11 protein-coding genes and 4 pseudogenes are annotated in these 16,113 nt (G+C 66.4%); 9 read left to right on the forward strand and 6 right to left on the reverse strand.

The window, feature by feature from the left end:
- Nucleotides 1-86 precede the first annotated feature (86 nt).
- A complete protein-coding gene (locus P3G67_RS12805) occupies nucleotides 87-869 on the reverse strand; it encodes an NUDIX hydrolase (protein ID WP_276093558.1) in 783 nt (260 codons plus the stop codon).
- Nucleotides 870-1,144: 275 nt separating this feature from the next.
- Here P3G67_RS12805 and P3G67_RS12810 point away from each other — a divergent pair, with 275 nt between their 5' ends.
- Entirely contained in the window at nucleotides 1,145-2,455 is a 1,311-nt protein-coding gene (locus tag P3G67_RS12810; RefSeq protein WP_276093559.1) for an alpha/beta fold hydrolase, read from the forward strand.
- 50 nt (nucleotides 2,456-2,505) lie between these two features.
- On the opposite strand, the gene P3G67_RS12815 is transcribed toward P3G67_RS12810, so the two are convergent.
- Nucleotides 2,506-3,783, reverse strand: coding sequence for a DUF4192 domain-containing protein (locus P3G67_RS12815; RefSeq protein WP_276093560.1), 1,278 nt, complete (start codon nucleotides 3,781-3,783; stop codon nucleotides 2,506-2,508).
- A gap of 166 nt (nucleotides 3,784-3,949) precedes the next feature.
- On the opposite strand from P3G67_RS12815, the pseudogene P3G67_RS12820 reads away from it, so the two are divergent.
- A pseudogene (locus P3G67_RS12820) lies at nucleotides 3,950-4,339 on the forward strand (DEAD/DEAH box helicase); the annotation flags it as partial.
- Here P3G67_RS12820 and P3G67_RS12825 read toward each other — a convergent pair.
- Both P3G67_RS12825 and P3G67_RS12830 read right to left on the reverse strand, forming a co-directional pair.
- Nucleotides 4,248-6,323, reverse strand: a complete 2,076-nt coding sequence (locus tag P3G67_RS12825; RefSeq protein WP_276093561.1) for a recombinase family protein — start codon at nucleotides 6,321-6,323, stop codon at nucleotides 4,248-4,250. The pseudogene P3G67_RS12820 and the gene P3G67_RS12825 sit on opposite strands and share 92 nt — an antisense overlap.
- A 1,044-nt stretch (nucleotides 6,324-7,367) precedes the next feature.
- A pseudogene (locus P3G67_RS12830) lies at nucleotides 7,368-7,756 on the reverse strand (aminoacyl--tRNA ligase-related protein); the annotation flags it as partial.
- Between the two features lie 445 nt (nucleotides 7,757-8,201).
- On the opposite strand from P3G67_RS12830, the gene P3G67_RS12835 reads away from it, so the two are divergent.
- From P3G67_RS12835 to P3G67_RS12850, 4 genes are all read left to right on the forward strand, one after another.
- Nucleotides 8,202-8,609 carry a DUF6507 family protein gene (locus P3G67_RS12835; RefSeq protein ID WP_276093562.1) on the forward strand — a complete coding sequence of 136 codons (408 nt, stop codon included), beginning with the start codon at nucleotides 8,202-8,204 and terminating at the stop codon, nucleotides 8,607-8,609.
- Complete coding sequence (locus tag P3G67_RS12840) at nucleotides 8,606-10,879, forward strand: hypothetical protein (protein WP_276093563.1); 2,274 nt, start codon at nucleotides 8,606-8,608, stop codon at nucleotides 10,877-10,879. Before P3G67_RS12835 ends, P3G67_RS12840 begins: the two co-directional genes overlap by 4 nt.
- Nucleotides 10,880-10,890: 11 nt before the next feature.
- The gene (locus P3G67_RS12845) at nucleotides 10,891-11,352 is read left to right on the forward strand and encodes a hypothetical protein (protein ID WP_276093564.1); all 462 of its coding nucleotides are present in this window, start codon (nucleotides 10,891-10,893) and stop codon (nucleotides 11,350-11,352) included.
- 70 nt (nucleotides 11,353-11,422) lie between these two features.
- Nucleotides 11,423-12,847 carry a DUF6177 family protein gene (locus tag P3G67_RS12850; RefSeq protein ID WP_276093565.1) on the forward strand — a complete coding sequence of 475 codons (1,425 nt, stop codon included), beginning with the start codon at nucleotides 11,423-11,425 and terminating at the stop codon, nucleotides 12,845-12,847.
- Between the two features lie 128 nt (nucleotides 12,848-12,975).
- Here P3G67_RS12850 and P3G67_RS12855 read toward each other — a convergent pair whose 3' ends face one another.
- A complete protein-coding gene (locus tag P3G67_RS12855) occupies nucleotides 12,976-13,608 on the reverse strand; it encodes a nucleotidyltransferase domain-containing protein (RefSeq protein WP_276093566.1) in 633 nt (210 codons plus the stop codon).
- Between the two features lie 416 nt (nucleotides 13,609-14,024).
- On the opposite strand from P3G67_RS12855, the pseudogene P3G67_RS12860 reads away from it, so the two are divergent.
- From P3G67_RS12860 to P3G67_RS12870, 3 genes and pseudogenes are all read left to right on the forward strand, one after another.
- A pseudogene (locus tag P3G67_RS12860) lies at nucleotides 14,025-14,137 on the forward strand (IS5/IS1182 family transposase); the annotation flags it as partial.
- Between the two features lie 125 nt (nucleotides 14,138-14,262).
- Nucleotides 14,263-14,730 (forward strand): annotated as a pseudogene (locus P3G67_RS12865) (HIT family protein); the annotation flags it as partial.
- 187 nt (nucleotides 14,731-14,917) lie between these two features.
- Nucleotides 14,918-15,646 carry an HAD family hydrolase gene (locus P3G67_RS12870; protein ID WP_276093567.1) on the forward strand — a complete coding sequence of 243 codons (729 nt, stop codon included), beginning with the start codon at nucleotides 14,918-14,920 and terminating at the stop codon, nucleotides 15,644-15,646.
- Between the two features lie 125 nt (nucleotides 15,647-15,771).
- Here P3G67_RS12870 and P3G67_RS12875 read toward each other — a convergent pair whose 3' ends face one another.
- On the reverse strand, nucleotides 15,772-15,939 hold the full coding sequence (locus P3G67_RS12875; RefSeq protein WP_276093568.1) for a hypothetical protein: 168 nt from the start codon (nucleotides 15,937-15,939) through the stop codon (nucleotides 15,772-15,774).
- Nucleotides 15,940-16,113: the final 174 nt, after the last annotated feature.

The following is a 16,113-nucleotide window of genomic DNA, read 5'->3' on the forward strand; positions in this document are numbered from 1 at the left end:
CGTCCGTTTGCGGTAAGGGAGTAGACCAACGAGGCCGCACAACAAGCCAGCACAGCACAGAAGTTGGCCGCGTTCGGGCTCGTGAATCACACCTCGGGGCGCAGCATCGGCGGATTGAGCAAAGTCGCGCCGCCAGCCCTGAACAACTGGGCGGGACGGCCTCCTTGACGCGTTGTGGTACCGCCCGCCGGAACCAGGAAGCCCGGCGTTCCGGTCACCTTGCGGTGGAAGTTTCGCGGATCCAGCGCCACACCCCACACCGCCTCGTAGACCCGGCGCAGCTCGCCGACGGTGAACTCGGGCGGGCAGAAGGCGGTGGCCAGCGATGAGTACTCGATCTTCGACCTGGCGCGCTCCACGCCGTCGGCGAGGATCTGCGAGTGATCGAAGGCGAGCGGCGCGCGATGCTCCTCGTCCGGCGCACCGTTCTCCGCCTGCAACAGGTCGTCCACCGGAGCCCACCGCGCGCTGCGCGCGTCGCCCCCGGCCCTCGGAGCCGGGAGGTCGGGTGCCAGTACCAGGTGCGCGACGCTGACCACCCGCATCCGTGGGTCGCGGTTCGGATCGCCATAGGTGGCGAGCTGTTCCAGATGTGCCCCGCCGGTGCCGTACGGCCCCGCCGCGCCGAAACCGGCCGGGACGGGCTGCTGGGTGCGCAGCCCGGTCTCCTCCGCGAGCTCACGGGCGGCGGCCTCGGCGAGGTTCTCGTCGGGCCTCACGAATCCCCCGGGCAGCGCCCATCGCCCCTGGTACGGCGGCTCACCCCGGCGGACGGTCAACGCGCACAGCGCATGCTGACGCACGGTGAGCACGACCAGATCGACGGTGACAGCGAAGGGCGGATGGGCCGACGGGTCGTAGGGCGACATGACGTGATCATAGTCGTCTCACTGACGATAAACAGCTGGTTCGGGGGATGCGTGGCGGGGTCGGTGCTCGGGGGGCGCCCCCCGCCCCCTCCCCCTCCCTCCCCTCCCCCGAGTTCCAGCGTGCGGCCGGATATCGGCCCCGCGGCCGGTGGCTGACCGCGCCCGGGCGAGCCGATGGCGGCGCGGACGTCTACCGTTCCGATCGGTGCCTCCTGCGGGCGCCGCACGCGACCAGCCGCCAGTGCCGATCCAGCCGTACCAGCCTGAGGAGAACGATGGCCGTCCTTCGCCAGCCCGGCGCCGTGCTCACCGACCACACCTTCAGCGTCCCGTTGGACCACTCACGCCCCGACGGAGAGCGGATCGAGATCTACGCTCGCGAGGTGGTGGCGGTGGGCCGGGAACGGGAGCCGCTGCCCTGGCTGTTGTTCCTCCAGGGCGGCCCGGGTGGGCGCTCCCCTCGCCCGCTGGGCCGGGACAGCTGGTTGAGCCGGGCACTCGACGACTACCGGGTGCTGCTGCTGGACCAGCGGGGTACCGGACGGTCCACCCCGGCGAACCGGCAGACCCTGCCCAAGCGTGGTGACGCCGCCGCGCAGGCCGCGTATCTGGCGCACTTCCGTGCCGACGCCATCGTGGCCGACTGCGAACTGATCCGCCGCCAACTGGTGGGCGCGGACGGGCAGTGGTCGGTGCTCGGGCAGAGCTTCGGCGGATTCTGCACGCTGACCTATCTGTCGTTCGCGCCGCAGGGGGTACGGGAGGCGTTCATCACCGGCGGGCTCGCCGGACTGCGTTCCAGCGCGCGGGACGTCTACCGGGCCGCGTATCCGCGCGTGGAGCGCAAGAACCGGCGGCACTATGAGCGTTATCCGCAGGACGCCGAGCTCGCCCAGGCGGTGGTTCGCCATCTGCGCGACCACCAGGTGCGGTTGCCCGACGGTGCGGTGCTGACGCCAGAGGCCTTCCAGTCGTTGGGGATCATGCTTGGGACCAGCAACGGGTCGCATACTCTGCACTACCTGCTGGAGGACGCCTTCCTTCCGGGTTCGGGCGAACGCACGCTTTCCGACTCCTTCCTTTCCGAGGTGCAGGGTCATCTGTCCTTCGCGGCCAATCCGCTCTATGCGGTGCTGCACGAGTCGATCTACGGCCAGCGGTCGGTCTCCAGCCAGTGCACGGGCTGGGCGGCGGAGGCGGTCCGCGCGGAGTTCCCGCAGTTCGACGCCGAAAAGGCGCTGTCCGGTGATGGCCCGCTGCTGTTCACCGGGGAGATGATCTACCCCTGGATGTTCACCGCCGACCCCGTTCTCGAACCGCTGCGGGAGGCGGCGGAGTTCCTCGCGTCGCGTGAGGACTGGCCGGATCTGTATGACGTCGACCGACTGGCCCGCAATGAGGTGCCTGTTGTGGCCGCCGTTTACCACGACGACATGTATGTCGACACCGCCGACTCGCTGGAGACGGCCGCGGCGGTCAAGGGACTGCGTACCTGGGTGACCGACGAGTACGAGCACGACGGGTTGCGGGTGAGCGGTGGGCGGGTGCTGGATCGGTTGATCCGCCTGGCGCGGGGCGAGTTGTAGCGGGTAGCCGCCCACGCCGGCGCATGGCCCGGTGCGTTCTCGTGGGGGACTCAGCATCGTCGTCCGTCTCCCTTCCGCGTTCGGGTCGGGCGGTGTGCCTGGCGGCGGGTGCCGGGGCGGGTGGCGGGGCTGGTGTCGGTGGCCGGGCGTCCCTTGGGTCCGGTGGCCGGCTGTGGGGTCGTGGTGCCGCGCGCCTGCCGCTTGCTGCGTTCCTGTCGGAGGCACTGGCGCAGTGGTTCGGGATCCAGGCCGTTGTTGCAGGCCCGGTGCAGCAGCTTGGCGAAGGTGTATTCGGGGTCGGCGTCCAGTGCCCGGTCGAAGGCGACGCGTGCGGCGGGCTCGTCTCCGACGGACCAGCAGACCCAGCCGGCCAGGGTGAGTGGCGCGGCGGAGTGGTCGGTGTAGGCGCCGACGCAGCGGCGTGCCAGCGCGCGCCACAGTCTTAGCGCGGGTGCGGCGTCCTGTCCTTCCATCCATTCGGCTGCCTGGTCGCGGGTCTCGCGGTCCTGGAGGCCGAGGATGATCGCGGCTGCCTCGGCGTCCGCGAGGAGGGTGTCGTCGTGGGTGTCGCCCGCGGTGTCGTCGGAGGCGGCCGGGGTGGTGCGGAAGCGGTGGAGGGCGGCTTCGGCGAGGGTCAGTGTCTCCTCTCGGACGGTGAGGATGTCTCCGTCGCGGAGCATGCGGGGGACGAGTTCGGCGCAGGCCTGGTCGAGGGCGGTTTCCTGGGGGGCGGCTCGGGGTGGGCGGAGTGGTGCGTAGCGGGCTTGCATCTCCTTGAGGGTTCCGCGTACCTGAATGCCCGCGTAGGCCGCGGCGGCGGCCATGACGGAGGTGCCGTCCTGGGGGATGGGTGTTCCGTCGGGTGGGCAGCAGCCGATGTCGGGGCAGCAGTAGGACCACCACCGGCCGTCGCTGACGCAGAGGGCTTCCATGACCGGTACGTCGAGGGCGCCGCATGCGGTGCGGAGGTGTTGGGCGAGGGGTCGTAGTCGTTCCATGGTCTGCTGGGGGCGTTCGCCTGGGCGCGGGTCCTGGCAGAGGAACACGGCGATGCCGTCGGGGCGGTCGGGGCGGCTTGCTTCTCCGATCAGGCAGTCGGCGAGTTGGGCGGCGACGTGGCGCCACTCGGCGGGGTCGGCCGGGATGCCGAGGCGTAGTCGTCCGCCGAAGCGGCCGCGGGCTCCGTGCAGGGCGACCATGACGATGCTGTCGTCCGGGTGGAAGCCCAGGACGAAGGGCAGTGCCTCGGCGAGGTCGGCGGGACCACGCAGGGTGACTCGTGGTTCGCGGGGTGGATGGGACGCTGAGGATTCGGTGTGTTGTGTCATGGGGTGAAGATCCCGCGGTGTGCCGCGCGCCCGCCAGCCCTGTGGATAACTCCCTGGTTTCGTACGATGAGCTGCGCGAAATGGCATGACCGGTTCGAGGGACGGGTTGTCCACAGGCTCTGGCCGGAGTTCGCGCGTTGTCGGTGGCATCGGGTTGCATGGGGGCATGAGCGAGAACCTGCGTACCGCTGCCGATGCCGTGCTCCGCCGTCTTGTCGGTGACCCCACCGGCTCCGCGCGGCTGCGTGAGGATCAGTGGCGGGCGATCGAGGCGCTGGTCGCGCAGCGGCGTAGGGCCCTGGTGGTCCAGCGCACCGGCTGGGGTAAGTCGGCGGTGTACTTCGTGGCCACGGCGCTGCTGCGGGAGCGTGGCAGCGGGCCGACGGTGATCGTCTCGCCGTTGCTCGCGCTCATGCGCAACCAGATCGAGGCCGCTGAGCGGGCGGGTATTCGGGCCCGCACGATCAACTCGGCGAACACCGAGGAGTGGGACACCGTGCAGGCCGAGGTGGCCGCCGGTGCGGTGGACGTGCTGCTGGTGAGCCCGGAGCGGCTGACTCGCATGAGCTGCATTCGGACTCCAGAAGGGTCTCGGGCTCGATCAGACACCGCAGCTTGATCTTCGGGGGTGGCGGAGTCGGGAGGGACGTGCCGCGCTCCTGGGCCAGGGCCTTCATCGCCTGCTCCCAGAAGCCTGACTTCCTCCACCGCGTCCAGTAGGTCTGGAGCGTAGCCGGGCTGCCGAACAACGAGGGGACGTTCGTCCACGGGGTGTCGGTCCGCGCCTTGTAGAGGATCCCCGCTAGTACCGTGCGGGGGGCAAGGTTTCGCGACTTCCAGTCGACGAGCGGGGCGACCTTCTCCCAGCCTTCGTTGGTCAAGAGGGGGACTTCCAGCCCTCGTTCGGAGAACCAAGCGGCGAGCGCGCAAGGTTGGCCTTTGCGGCCTTGCGGGGCGTATCCGATGATGGTCACTTCAGATCGGATCAGGACCATGAATTCGTGCTGCTTCTCCAGAGGCATGTCGTGGAGCCGACGGTTGGCCATCTCAGCGAGGTTGATGAGCTGTGTGATCCGTTCCCCGGCGACGTCAGACTCCTCCTGCCAGGACGCGATGTCGGAGCGGTCCTTCTGGAGCTTGGCCAGCTCTTGCTGAAGTGGCGCGACAACTTCAGCGACCCGCTCCTCGGCTTCTTCCTCCGAGAGCTCCTCGTCCTCCATTGCGATCTGCTTGGCAGTCATGCTGATAGTGATATTGACTGCCTTCTTCTGTGTGGCGATCTGCTTGTCCAATTCGGCAATACGCTCGGTGAAGTTGACTCGGGTCCCTGAGCGAACGCCGATCCAGTCGTCGGCCATTGCCTTCAGCTGGTCCAGGTCCCCGAGAAGTCTCTTAACCTTCTTCCACGCTTCTTCCTCGACAGGCTCGGCTCGCAGGTACGCACAGTCACACGTTGGGGCACCCGGGTATGCGGCGATCCGCCCTTGGCAGCGGTACTGCTTTTCGCGGCGTCCCTTGCCTCCACCGACATAGCGCTTCCCGCAGGGGCTGACGATTTGACCGCTGAGGGTATAAATGCGAGATGTCGACGGCTTACGGGGAGGCTTCTTGTTGGCGTTCTTGAGCTCCGCGACTTCTTCTGGGGTGAAGATCGGGTCGAGCTTGATGACGACGGGCTCTCCGTAAATGGGATTGCCATCGGCGTCGCGCTGTACGTAGCGCGAGCCCCGGAAGACCTGGCGGGCCTCCAGGACGATGTCACTTAGGATCTGCTGCCGCGCAGAGTGGTAGCCCCACGGCTCTCCATTGCGCTTTCGGTAGCCAGCGGCGTTCATCACGATGGCGACGTCTTCCCAGTCGCGCGATTCGACGAATCGTTTGCGGCCGTTACGGAGGAAGTCCGCTTCGTGCTTGGCGGTGCAATCTGAGTGGCAGTCTGCGCAGTCGTCGATGACGAGGCGTGACTCCCCCTTGATTCCCTTGTTGATGACTCGGTAGCCGTAGGGGACCTTGCCGCCGATGTAGCCGCCGTCTTCAGCTTTTTCCTGGAGGCCGCCTTGGGTCCTCTCGCGGATGATCTCGCGCTCATCTTCGGCGCGGTCGGCTGCTTTGCGCATACGCGAGCGGCCTTCAGAGGTGGTGTTGTCGTAGTCGCCTTTGACGATGGCGACGAAGACGCCGAGGTCTTCGAGTTCCCAGACCCACGGCCAGAATGCTCGTCCGGCGCGGCCTATCGCGCGCTCTTCGGGCACGCAGACGACGTCGAAAGGGCGGGGGACCTGCCGGGCCTCCTGCATGAGGCGGTTGAGGTCGGGTCGCTCGTGGGCTTCGAGGCTTCCGCTGAAGCCTTCGTCGGCGTAGGTGCCGACGTGGTCCCAACCCTTGTTGGCTATGTGCTTCTTGGTGCGCTTGCCGGTGTAGGTGATGCCGTAACCCTTGACCTGCTCCTCGGTGCTGACACGGAGGTAGTCGACGGCGCGGAGCCTGGCGGTGGTGGCGCGGCGTACGGTCGTGATGGCGCTTATGAGATTCTTCGACATGTCAGTCCCCCAAGACTGGCCAGACCCCGGGGTGGTAGCACACCGCCGGGGTCGCCCATGAGGTGGTTATCTTAGGCTGCTTGGTCGTCAGCGTGCGGTGCGAAGAGGATCTCCAGGACGCGGCGGTAGGCGCCCGGGGGAAGCTGACGTTTTAGCAGGGGCTCGGGCCGACCCGGACTCTCTGTGTCATCTGCTGTCTTGAGCGCTTCTCGGTCGGGACTGAATCGAACCGCTACTGTCATGGCGCCACCACACGGTTCCGGATGGAGTTGGCAAGCAAGTCGGACGCGCTTGCCAGCCGTGGGCGAAAACGGGCGGGGGGTATCACGGATCGGCACATGACGTGGTGTTCCTTGCGAGGGAGCGCGCGGGGCGACAGAGCGGTATCAACATCGCCGGGGGCCAGGCCGATTCGGCGGAGGCATCGCTGTCTTTCAGCGAGTGGGCGCTGCGGAATTCAGGGCATCAGCAGACGAGAGCCGTGCATTACCTCCTGTGTCTATGCTCACTGTCCACTGCGTCCGCCACGGCTCCACCGCCAAGCACAGCCGGGTGCGAACGCCATCAATGCTCTGCCGCGATCCCCGGTTTCGGTAACCGGGGATCGTCTGCTATGTATCGCCCTGCACGACGAGAGCCTGGCCCTCGCCCTCTGTTTCGGCCTCGGTCAGAAGGCCAGTCGGTAGGACCGGAACGCAGGGGTCGCACCGTCGGTGACAAGCATCAGCAGCCCGTCGTCGGTGAGGCGGTCGAGGTTGCGGGCCACGACACCCTCGTAGGGGCCAACGACTTGGGCGCGCGTGGCGAGTTGCGGCTCCGGGACGCACCGCGATGTGCGCGAGGACTGCTCGGTAGGTGGCGTCGCGCAAGAGCCAGCGAGGATCCGTCGCACGGACTGCGTTTGCAAGCGTCGACGACCGAGGGCGCTGGAAAGGGCGGAAACGGCTTCTCTGCCTCGACGCCCGGTTGATTGTCAGTGGCGTCCTGGCGGGCCTGGAAGGTGCCGAGGTTGGAGACCGAGGAGACCTCGCGGTAGGTGTTCTAGCTCGGGATCCAGACTTCAATGTCCTAGGTGAGCTGGGCGGAGGAGCCCCTGTCACCGGCGGCCAGCTTGACTACGCGGCAGGCGAGGCTGAGTTCCTTCAGGCACGCCTCGGCATGGCCGATCATCTTCTCTAGCTCGGCGTCAGCGTCTGCCGGGTCGACGATCCACACGATCTCGACGTTGGCAAACTGGTGCTGGCGGATCAAACCGCGGGTGTCGCGGCCGTACGAGCCGGCCTCGGACCGGAAGCACGGTGTGCGCGCGGTGAGCCCGAGGAACAGCTAGGCCGGTGGGGCGATCTCGTCGGTGTAGAGGTTGGTCAGCGGTACCTCGGCCGTCGGGATGAGGAACATTCGCGGTCAGCGACGCTGGTCTTGAACAGATCTTCCGGCGCGTCGGTACGCCCCCGGGCGCGGGCATCATGCATAAGGAATCAACGGTAGCAATCGCCGGACCGCCCCTGGCCCGGAATTTCCAGCGTCCCGGCCGACGACGCTCGGCCGTGCCCGGAACACTCCCCAGGGGCGGGTGTCGATCCAAGCTCGCACGCTTGAGCTGCTGGGACGTTAGCGATGTCTCGTCGCGGGCCAACGCTGGGGTTGGCTGATCCTCTTTCAGGGCGATCGGACCTTTTGTGTTCGTACTTGCGGTGCTGATAGACAAGTTTGAGCGCCTGCGCCAAGCAGGCGTGAGGGCAAGGTGACGCTCTTGGACGACGGAGAGCCCGAACGCGGCGCCATGAGTGTGGGCCAGCCGCCAGCGTGGCGTCAGCGTGTGTGTGGCTTGGATGTTGTGCGGTTCGTCGCTATGCGGGGGCCAGAGGGGTGGGCGTTGTGTCTCGTTGGGACATTCATGTCGATGCTGTACGTGCCGTGTTGAAGAACACTGGTGACGTCGCGGGAGAGTTCAAGGGTGAGTTCACGGCGTACGGCGACGCCGTGGAGAGCGCGTCGAAGTCCGCAGGCACGATGCTTCCCGGCTGCAAGCCCAAGGACGGGACGCCTGGTCCGGTGGGCGCGGCGCTCGGCGAGTTCGCCAGCCGCATGATGAAGGATCTGGAGTTTCTACCAGCTCGGTCGGCCGAGTCGATCGAGGGCGCGGCGCTGGCCGCCATGGCGTACGACGTCGGTGATCTGCAGATGGCCGCCACGGCTCAGCAGGAGACCCTCAAGGCCCCTGATGCCGCGCACCTGGACAAGGTCGCCGAGAGGTTGATGGGGAAGGGCGGTCAGGCCGAGTGATCGACCTTGCAGGCATCCCGGAGTTCACCGGTGATCTCGAGCAGTTGGAGAGGGACGCGGGCACACTGAAGAAGGCCGCGTCCGACATCCGTGGCACGGGCGGGGACGTCCATAGCAAGTTCCAGGGCCTGTCGTCGTGTTACTCCGCGCCGGAGGCGGAGCAGTTGTTCGCCACGACCGTTCCGGTGCGGGATGGCGCTGCCCACTTCGCCACGAAGCTGGAGACCGTCAGCCGCGCGCTGTCGGACTTCGCGAGTACCGCGCGACCGCTCGTCCACGAACTCGACCAACTCAGAACTCGGGCCGCGGCGTTCTGCAAGTCAGTCGAGGGCGACCACAACTGGCGCAAAGACCAGTCCAAAATCGATCAGAATGCTCATCTGGTCCATGAAGTAGGGCGAGTGTGGGGCGCGTTCCAGGATGCGGAGCGCACCACAGCCGACAAGATCACATCTTTGTACAGCGGTGGCACCCACTTCGTGGTGGACGATGGCTCGCACAAGCCGGGCATGTACGGCTTCAACGCCAACGAGGCCGCCAAGGCAGACAAGACGCCCTGGGGCACGGTGGACGAACGCGAGTACACCGGTTGGGCAGCGGCCTGGCACTGGACCACTGACCACGTGGGCAGCCTAGTGAGCGGCTTCTTCGTCGACGGCGGCTGGGAGATGCTCAAGGGCATCGGTCACATGGCGGGCTTTTGGGACTGGGACACGTTCAAGAAGACGTGGAGCGGTATCGGCGCGGTCTTCGGCGGAGTCAGCGCGTACGTGATGACGCCTTACAACTGGGCCCTGGACAAGGCGTTCGGCCCGACCGACCACAGCGACACCGACCGGCAGAAGAAGGCGTTGCGGGACTTTGGCAAGTCCCTGGTCGCCTGGGACGAGTGGGGCAAGAACCCGACACGAGCGGTGGGCACCGTCGCCTTCAACGTCCTCACGGTTGGTTCCGGCACCCTGCTCAAGCTGGGCAGGGTCGGCGCACTGGCCAAGGCAGGCGAAGCCGGTGGAGTAGGTACCGCAGCCAAAGTGGCGGGCGCACTCGGCAAAGCCGGTGAACTGGTCGACCCGATGACCTACATCAACAAGGCCGCCAGCGCGACCAAGATCAAGGTCGGCGACCTGATGGCCGGAATGAAGAACCTCCACTCCGGCACCTACACCGACTTCCTCAACGGCACCAGCGAACACATCCCACGCCAGGCGCCCGTCACGCTCCCCAACAGCTCGCTCAGACTCCCGGACGGCACGATCCTCCACCACGACGGGACGATGCTGAAGCCCGACGGCACGCCCCACCAGGACCCCATCCCCATTGAGGCCCCAGCCGACGACCGCATCGCACATCAACAGATCGCAACGGACCCCCACACGGCAGTCCATGCCGACAAGCCCGTCCTCGCCCACGCGGGCGGAGGAGTAAGCCACGCCGACAACGCGACTACAGCGCGCCCAGGGGCAGCACACGCCGCAGACGGCAGAACCATGGAGAACTCGGCTACGCCAACCGGCCGTCGAGCCGCTGAGACATCACTCCCCACAGACGGCTCCGCAGCTCATACCGGAGGACACAGCACCGAACTGCCCTCCCAATCCCACGGATCTGGTCATGGCAGCGGAGGACACGGCGACGCCCATCACGCCCCGCAAGGCCACAACGCCCCATCGCACGAAAACCATGCCGCTCACGAAGACGGCCACACCGACCCTGCTGAGACAGGCAGCCATGACCCTGCCAGTGGCCACGACGGCGCACACGGGCACGAGCGGCCGGCCCTGGAGGCACCCCCGTCCCGAAGTGAGTTGCCTCCCGGCAAGGCTCGGTTGTCTTTGAAGGACCTGCGTAACCTTCGGGACAAGCGCACCCGATGGTCCCAAGCAGAAGACCACGTTCGCGAGATGTACGGGGGAGACCCGGAGACCCACTACCCCGTGGCTACGAACAAAGACCCGGAGTACCCGGTGACCGCACGAGGCGGCCGTAAAGTCGACGTTCCCGTCCACCTTCCTGACGGCCGCACACTGGCAGTCGAAGTCAAGATGTACCAGCAGTACAGAATGGTCGAGGTCGCTCCAGGCGAATTCACGCCCACACGTGTCGAAGTACCGTTGACCGACCACATCCGGGAACAGATCCACAAGGACATAGCCCTGCGCAGACAGGATCCGGGATATGACCCACGTTGGACGTTCCTGCACGCAGGTCCTTCTCCCGCGCTGCGTGAGTACCTCACGAAGGCCGGGATAGTATTCGTCGAACACCACTGAAAGGCCACAGGATGCAGGACAACGCCCACGACCCGTCGGCAGAACTTGCCCAGTGGGCAGAGCAGGGGCACCAGAACGCGGTCGGCATCGCCGACATGCTCGGTGTTTCCCAGCCGGACTACGAGCGGGACGTCCTCAACCTGATGGGACCACTGCAGGACTACGTCAACCGGCTCCCGCTCGATGAGTTCGAGCAGTCGGACTGGGTGACTCTTCACGCTGACCTTGCCTCGTACCTCGCGGATGTCATGATCCAGCGGCACTACGCCCAGTGGGTCAAGGTCGAGGACAACTCCAAGTCAAGGGGCTTTCGTTACATGCTTCGCGTCGCTGCCGTTGATGGCAGCGCACACGACCTCGACCCGTACGACCTGGTGATGGAGGAGTTCCGTAACCTGCCCATCCAGGTCGCGCGGTTGATTGCCAACGCAGAGGTCACCGCCGGCGTGGTCAAACTCATGCGCGACGAATAGCCCTGCCGCGCCCGCCCACAACAGCAGAGACCTCGCCGATGCGATAAAGGCGAACAGAGGAAAGCCACCGGTGACCAAGGACGTCATTGCGCTCACTGAGCGCATGCCCGACGCATGGAGTGTTCTGGCAGGACTGCTGGCAGGTGGCCCGGAGCTGCAGGTGCGGACGGCTGGTGAAGGGGCCGTGATCCAGCTCTGCGATCAGCAGGGCCGACCATTGGTCTCGATCGAGGCGCCGCTGCCCCTGCAAGTACCGGGCGAGGCAGCCCGGCTCCTGGGAGCCCGCCTTGATGACGGCGCCCGATGGTGGGTCGAAGCCCGTGCCTTCACAGCCATACCTCAGGCCGAACTACTGGCGGGCGCCTTCGCGGCCCGGCTCACCACACTCCTGGGCGGTCAGGTCTGGCCGCCCAACGCCCCCGGAACGACCGGGCCCAGCACTCCGGTCGACACTTCCACCATCACAGCCGTACCAGCCCCCGCCGCTGCACAGCCTGCGGTCGACGTGCTCACCGACCACGTCGCCGTCATCCTCCAAGACCGGCCTGTCATTCCCGCGACCAGCTGGCTGTCCGAGGCACTACGGGCCACCGTCGACAGTGACCGGGGCTTGCAGATCGTCACCCCCGGGCACTGTCGTCTCTCCCTGCCCACCCGTACCCTGCTCCACGCCCGACGCGACCGGTGGGTCGTCCAGGACGAGCGCGACGGGTACTACGACGGCCTGACCGGCGCAGTCCTGCGGTGGCGGGACGGCGCCTTCGCTCCAGCCAAGGACAGTAACGGCAAGACACCCATTGCCGCCGCCTTCGCCGAAGCCCAACGCACCGACGAGCGTCAACTCGCCCTCACCATACGCACACTCCACCGGCCCGACGCCGACCTCGTACTCGGCGGCGCCGCGGAGGCCGCCTGGCGGGTACTGACCGGCGCGCCCCCGGCCGGTTGGGGCACAGCGGAACCCGCGACCCTACCGTGGTCCCGCAAACAGCTGACCAGCCTGGCGTACCAGCGCGCCCCCAAACCTACCTGGACAGTGATCGTCGGCAGCCCGGACCACCCCGCCATCGCCACGCTGCGGATACTGCGTACTCCCAAGGGCGTAGAAGAAGAAATCATCCTCACCGCGGGCTACGGCCCCAACGACAAGCCCCCCGTCGATGGACTAGCTGGCTTGGCCGACAAGTTGGTGCGCCAACACGGCCTGACCTCCATGCTCTGCCACCTACGCGAGGCGCGCCACGATTTGACCGCACCGCCACACTTCGAACGCCCCCCGGTGCCGCTCGCGTTCGTCGTGGGGCCGCAGGAGGCGCGGGAAATCGGTCTCGACCACGCCCGCCGTCCACCGCTACTGCAAAGTCCTGTCGAGCTAGGTGCAAGCGCCCAGCCGGGCTTCTACTACCGACTGAGTGAGGGGCACTCCCAGGACGGGTGGGCAGCGCTGGAGGCGCTCATGCGACACCTGAAAGCCCGTCCCGACACGGCCAAGTAACCCCACAATCGCAGCCGACCCTCGACGAGCGCGCCCCCGGTGCTGCCTCCGTCGCTGAGGTGACTAATCCGGCGATCGCCGAACAGATCACCAATCCGAAGTGCTGGCTGGACAAGTTGGTCCCCGTGTCAGGAGAGCTGACCTTCAATTGATGGCAGCAGCCTCGATTTCCAGGGATGCTCTGGTGCGGTGGCGTCGAGGGCTTGAAGCAGCCACGCCCGCTCTGCTGGCTCCAACAACGGCAGCATGGCGTCAAAGTCAATCTCGTCCTTCTCCCGGGTCTGCTTCGCCTTGTAGAAGAGTTGCACCTCGGGAGCCAGGTAGGGCACCCCAGCAGCGGTGACACGGCCGAGCTGGGAAAGCGATCGCCGCACCCGTGGGCAGCGGCGGGACACCCACTCATCCCCTTCGGCCTCGTCGAGCATGAGCTGCACCGACCACGGCGAGTCCGGCGTTCGGCGGCACCAGACGTCGTGCAGGTGGCGCTGGAGCACCTCATCAACAGGCCACGGCCGCAGCTGGCCGACGCCTGGGGGATCGGCAACATACAGGTCCCAGTCCGCCAAGAGCCGTCGCACCAGCTGATGGTCACGCCGAAGTACGAGCACGTCTAGGTCCGCATGAGGTCGCAGCTCACGCCCCACGGCCAACTCGATCGCATAGCCTCCGGCGATCCACCAGGGGAAATCTACCCCTTGGAATACCTCGGCGATCTCCTGTGGGAGGGCGGGGCGCCATGCCCCCAGACTGTTGCTGCTCACCAGAACATCGTCCCAGGCATAGACCCGTGCGGCGCACCCGTGTCACTCGGCCGGCAGCTACGAGTGGCGCGCAACCTCTGCACCTCGCCGCCGAGGGTATCGCTCATGAACGCCCATGAGCATGAAGGCAGGTTGACCGCCACCGTTGACCGCGCGATCCGTGTCACGCCCTGGACTGCTGTCCGCTTCCCAGCGGTCAGGCCGGGGCGCGTTGATGTGTGGCCGGCGGCGGTCATTGTCTTCCTGAGCTTTGCCCGCACAAGGGTCAGAGGAGCTAAATAGGCAAGATCGCGGAGCGGAGATGACGAGACGTCGCCGCATCGAACGCCATCCACAGCCTGTGGATAATCTGATGATGGTCCTGTGTTCCGCGCGGGCGGGGTGGTGACGCAAAGGCGCCGAGGGCGGTGCCGCGACTGGGCAGACACCTTTGGGTGGTGGAACGGACGGTGCCATGGCTGACGGGATGTCGACGCCTGCACCGCCGCTGCGAGCGGAAGCCGAACACTTTCTCGCATTCGTCGCGTAGCCACAGCCCTCATGCCGGCGCCGCTTCGCCTAGTAAACGATTCGCACACGCGGCCCGGTCTCTGATGTCGTTGGGCTGTTCCCCAACGCAAGGGAGAGAGCCGTGATCGCGACGAATGCGTCTTCTGCGCCATCGTGCGAGGCCAGGCTGAGGCCAGTACCGTCTACGAAGACGACGCGATCGTGGCCTTCATGGATCTCCAACCTGTCACTCCCGGTCATCTGCTTGTCGTTCCCAAGGAACACGCGGTGGGCTTGGAGGACCTTGAAGAGACCCTCGGCGTCCAGGTATGGGCAGTGGCTCACAGGCTTGCTCGCGCCCTACGTCGCTCACACCTGCGATGTGACGGCGTCAACTTCTCCCTAGCTGACGGTGAGGCCGCCTTCCAGGAAGTCTTCCACGTGCACCTTCACGTCTTCCCCCGCTTCGCGGGTGACGACTTCCGGATCAGCGCGAATTGGCGAGTGCGGGAGCAGAGCGAGCTAGACGAGAACGCTGCCGCTGTCCGCGCCGGCCTCTCGGCACTCGCCTGTCGCCAACGCTCATCCCACTGTGTTCAGCCTCGCCAACAAACGACGTCGAAAGATAGTTGAGCTGCCCTTCCAGACAGTTCCTGGACGAGGGTGAATGAGACCGTCACGTGCAGTTGCAGCTGGCAGGAGCAGGCGGCGCTCTGCGTACGCGGCGTTTGGCCTAGGCGAACGCGCCAGGGACTGGACGCAAGACGCAGTCGAAAAAGACTGCTTCATCCGTCGGGTTGGGCCGTCTAACCTGCGGAGCATGATTCGTGCGGTGGTGTTCGACGTGGGTGAGTGCCTTGTTGACGAAACCCGGGAGTACGGGACGTGGGCCGACTGGCTGGGGGTGCCACGGCACACCTTCGCGGCGATGTTTGGGGCCGTCATTGCACAAGGACGCGACTACCGGGAGACGTTCCAGGAGTTCCGTCCTGGCTTCGACCTGACTGAGGAGCGAGAGAAGCGTGCGGCTGCCGGGCAGCCGGAGTGGTTTGGCGAGGGTGATCTGTACCCGGACGTGCGGCCGACGTTGGCTTCCCTGCGTCAGATGGGGCTGTGGGTGGGCATCGCCGGAAACCAGACTTTGCGGGCTGGTGGTCTGCTGCGGGGGCTGGACATTCCTTCTGACATGATCGCCACGAGTGACGAATGGGGGGCGTCGAAGCCGGACGTGAAGTTTTTCGAGTGTGTCATCGAGACGACGCCTGTCGAGCCGGGCGAGATTCTGTACGTCGGCGACCGGCTTGATAATGACATCCGTCCGGCCGTGGAGGCTGGGCTCCTGACCGCCCTCATCCAGCGTGGGCCGTGGGGCACGATCCAGCGGCACGATCCGGACGCGGATGTGATCACGACGATGCGCATCGACTCGCTCACCGAACTGCCGGAGAAAATCGTCAAGTTCAACGCTGAAGGGACGGGGCCATCGTGCCCCGGTCGTCGAGAGGATCGTCGAGGTTCTGGACGCACTGCTCGTTCTACCAGGGGATGAGTGTGCGCCGGACCTTCGAGCAAGCGGACGAGACCAAACTCGAGCAGCGGAGCCGCAAGACGGCGGCCTGGCCGCCGGATTTACGCACTTGGGCTCTCGCATGCATGGGCCGCAGGCATACAGGTTTAGGCTCCGGCCGCCCGGAGGTGGGAGAAGCCTTCCAGTCCCTGGACAACCTCGATAGGGAAGTCGGATTTGAGCCGGATGATCGCCGTGCCACTCCAGTTATCCTCGGTGGGCTCGGTACGTCCGCCGATGACAGCGCCGACGGGCTTGATCTCCAGCGACTTCATGCACTCCCCTTGATCCCTTGGCCGTTACGTGCTCAATCTACTCGGGCCAAGTACGCGGCGGCCCGTGCATCCAACTCTGCGACGACAGGGAATCCACGGTGCCGGTACAGCGAGACCAGTTTCCGCATGTCGTAGGCCACTTGCCGTGCCCAGCCCGAGTAGATCCCTCTTCCG

Origin of the sequence: Streptomyces silvisoli (assembly GCF_029269905.1) — a bacterium.
GTDB classification, from domain to species: Bacteria; Actinomycetota; Actinomycetes; order Streptomycetales; family Streptomycetaceae; genus Streptantibioticus_A; species Streptantibioticus_A silvisoli_A.